The 3,094-nt window shown below is 59.4% G+C and carries 5 protein-coding genes; 2 read left to right on the forward strand and 3 right to left on the reverse strand.

Annotated features, from left to right (window positions below):
* Both AC6UAL_RS09530 and AC6UAL_RS09535 read left to right on the forward strand, forming a co-directional pair.
* On the forward strand, nucleotides 1-311 hold a 311-nt coding region (locus AC6UAL_RS09530; protein ID WP_500683147.1), incomplete at its 5' end, for a hypothetical protein.
* Between the two features lie 448 nt (nucleotides 312-759).
* The gene (locus tag AC6UAL_RS09535; RefSeq protein ID WP_500683148.1) at nucleotides 760-1,059 is read left to right on the forward strand and encodes a hypothetical protein; all 300 of its coding nucleotides are present in this window, start codon (nucleotides 760-762) and stop codon (nucleotides 1,057-1,059) included.
* A gap of 107 nt (nucleotides 1,060-1,166) precedes the next feature.
* On the opposite strand, the gene AC6UAL_RS09540 is transcribed toward AC6UAL_RS09535, so the two are convergent.
* The 3 genes from AC6UAL_RS09540 to AC6UAL_RS09550 form a co-directional block, all read right to left on the reverse strand.
* A complete protein-coding gene (locus AC6UAL_RS09540; protein ID WP_500683149.1) occupies nucleotides 1,167-1,334 on the reverse strand; it encodes a hypothetical protein in 168 nt (55 codons plus the stop codon).
* 410 nt (nucleotides 1,335-1,744) lie between these two features.
* Nucleotides 1,745-2,554, reverse strand: a complete 810-nt coding sequence (locus AC6UAL_RS09545; RefSeq protein WP_500683150.1) for a hypothetical protein — start codon at nucleotides 2,552-2,554, stop codon at nucleotides 1,745-1,747.
* Between the two features lie 182 nt (nucleotides 2,555-2,736).
* Nucleotides 2,737-3,012: a hypothetical protein gene (locus tag AC6UAL_RS09550; RefSeq protein WP_500683151.1), complete on the reverse strand. Its 276-nt coding sequence runs from the start codon at nucleotides 3,010-3,012 to the stop codon at nucleotides 2,737-2,739.
* Nucleotides 3,013-3,094: the final 82 nt, after the last annotated feature.

Raw genomic sequence — 3,094 nt, forward strand, 5'->3', positions numbered from 1 at the left:
TCTGCCCCCTGCGTTGTTTTTCTCTTCTTCTCTCTGCTCTGTTGCGGCGTCATTCCACACAATTAGCAGAAGAGCCGATTTTACTTGACAACGGCATCGAAACGCGATACAGCAGAGGAAAGGGCAGCAACCACTTCTTGAGTACGGGCCAATTCATTGAGTGCGTAGGGCTGTGTGCCGGCGTTGGGAGCCGCAGTTTCACCTGCCCCTTTCTTATTGTGTTGGGGGTGATGATAAACCCTGTGATAAGCGCGTTCTCCGACGGAGAGTTCTCGGCAATTACGGCCCTCATTCCGAATCTGTCGAAATGACTTCCTTTCCTCCGCTCTGAAGGCTGCACACTTTGAGCCGCCTCGAGGGCACAGACAAAGACACGAGCCGTTTCCAAACGCTCCGGCAGCTCATCCCATCGCGCAATGAGTTCCTCCCCCTCAAGGTCATCCTCGCGACGGAGCAACATCACTCGCGCAGCCTGCGTCATATCTCGGATAAAAAACGAAACCGAAGGATGCATCTTGTTCAACCGCTTGGAAAGCGGTATCGGGTTTCCTTCTCGGTCATAGGTAACGACGTCGAGCAGCTTTCGATTGTTGCGCGTATTTGGGTATGCGTAGTTTTCGCCGTCTTCGTGCCCCACTCGTTAATATCATTTCCGTCCCACCACAGGTGCTCCATGCTCAAACGGCATTCCCCCCTTCCCGCGTGCGCAGAGGAAGAATCCCCGCGACATCTTCAACTGATGAAGCAGATTTTTCAAAAATGTTCTTGCTTTTCTCCTCGCCTTGTGATACGGGAGGATTGTCAATGTTCACCTCATTTGATACCCTTGAAGAGTTGCGCGAAGCCGTTTCCAAAATTGACTTCTGCTGGTATATAGAAGATCTGGACACCGACAACGTATGGGGGTTGGAACGGCGCGGCAACTGGTATCGGCTCGAGAAATCCGACGACGGAACCAAGTACGAGCTTTGGTCCTTTCCTGAGAACCCCTCGTACGATAAGCGCCCGTATGATTTCTTCGAGGTCACCGAGAAGGAATTCTGGGCGCGTGTGCTGTAATACTTCTCGCCTTGCTGCAATTTTCCGAGCATCGCTTCCGGCTCCGGGAGTCCGGGAGTTCTGCGCTGACGTAGTCGTTCAGCTTGGCCTGCGCCTCTTGGCATGCGTCACGTGCGCGTTTCGGGAGCGCTCAGGCCTTTGGCGGGGAGAGAACCCGGCATCGTTCGCATCTCGCGGAGCAAGCCCGGCATGGAGGGGGCGGAACTTTGGGGCGCTTGCGCGGCTTGCTCTGCCGGATCTTTGGTGGCGCTCTCATCCTCGACTCGCGAGAGCATGTCATGATGGTGGTGCTCAGGGACATGCAAAACACATTTTTTATGAAAAGGGTGTTGACAGGACGGGGAATGCGTGCTGTAATACGCCTGCGCACCTGTGGCCGGCGTACCTTCGTGGTTGCCAATTCTGGGAGGTGCGCTTTTTTTGTGTCCTCTTGACGCCTGCGCCGCTCTCCTTGCGGGGCAAGCACGGCAGCAGCATCGCGCCGCGCCGGAAAAGCAAACGGCAACGCATCGCGCGGCTGATGACGAGGCCGCACCCTCGGGCAGAGCCTACCCGGGCAGGGCAGCCTCGGGCAAAGCCCGCCCGAAGAGGCGATCAGCCACGGCAAGGGAAGGCCGCGAGCTTTCGCCCCGCTCCCCTCATGCCGTCCGCTTCACCGCTCCCTCATCCTCACGCCCCGGTCGGCTCACTCCTCGGCGGGCTGCTCCTCGGCCGGCTGCGCCACCGGCTGACCGTCGCGCAGCACGTAGCGCACCGGGTCCGGGCAGGGATGAACCATCTCGGGATGCCAGGCATCGCGCAGATAAAAGGAGCCGTCATCGCAGACGCGGACGAGAGACTTCGGCAGATTGCGCACAATCGGGCTCAGCCCCGCGGAAGTCGCATGTGGGTGCCGCTCGGCCCCCTTCGCTCGCAACGCGTAGATGGCGAGGCGCGGACTGTCCGTCGGCGTCAGGTACTGCACCACCAGCTCGGGCAGGCCATCCTGATCCAAATCGTGCAGACTCAGGCGAGGGCTATGCCCGGTGAGCACATCCGCTAACATGTAGCGTGCGCCGTCGCTCTCCTCCCGCCAGTTCGGGGATGAGCCGCCGTACTCTGCCATGATGTAGAAATCGGGGGCACCCACGCCGCCCGTCTTTCCGTCGGAGCAAACACCGACGTTGTGCAGACAAAAAGCGCAGGTTCGTCCCGGAAAGGCGGGCACCTTGAGCCACTGGTAGACACGCATGGTGATGGCAGCGGGCGGCCCCTGTTCTCCGGCCTCGACAGGCGATGAAGGAGAGGGATAATCAGCCCGGAGCAAAGCCTCCATCTCGGGCGGGCACAGGATGGCAGGTGCCGAGCGAACGGGGCGGGCGCTTGCCCCTGCGGTCGGCTGAGCGGCGGGAGCTGTCGCTGCCGGCAAAGCAGCGGGTTCGGTACTGTCGGCTTGCGCCGAGGTGAGCGCCGCGGCGGCCGCGGCGCAAAAACTCATCCATAAGGTCGTCTTCATGCGGGTGATAGGGCTGGTATGAAAGTGAGCAAAGGGCAGAGTCAAGCCTTGCCGACTCTGCGGCTTATTTCTCTTCCAGCTTATTCCTTTGCCGCGGCGTTGACAAGAAAAAAACATACGCATGACGCAGCGCCGCCGCCCTGACCCGTCGACGGCGGAGCCTGAAAGGCCGACCCCTTGTTTTACTCATCCTCGCGCCGTTCATTCCGCTTCCACCGCAAGAGCAGAACGTGGACGACAATGGCGTACAGAACAAACAATCCGGCATTCAGCAGGGCAAAGGAGACAATAACTTTACCCAAGCTGCCCAGTTCATCCATGCAGTGAGCAATGACGGTGGAAGAGGCTCCGGCAAAAAGAGCCTCACTCGGCATCAGGGCGGCATGGTACGTCACCATGACCATGACGTATTGAAGAGACAAACCGGCGATCAGCAGCAGGATTGACAGGGTGCGCATGGTTGCTGGGTCAAGCGCAAAGTGTGTGGAAACCGCATATCAGACCACCGAGTGAGCCACCGCTGCACTCCACGAGCACGCG

This window comes from Candidatus Parakkermansia intestinigallinarum, from assembly GCF_944389695.1.
In the GTDB taxonomy this organism is placed as follows: domain Bacteria; phylum Verrucomicrobiota; class Verrucomicrobiia; order Verrucomicrobiales; family Akkermansiaceae; genus Akkermansia; species Akkermansia intestinigallinarum.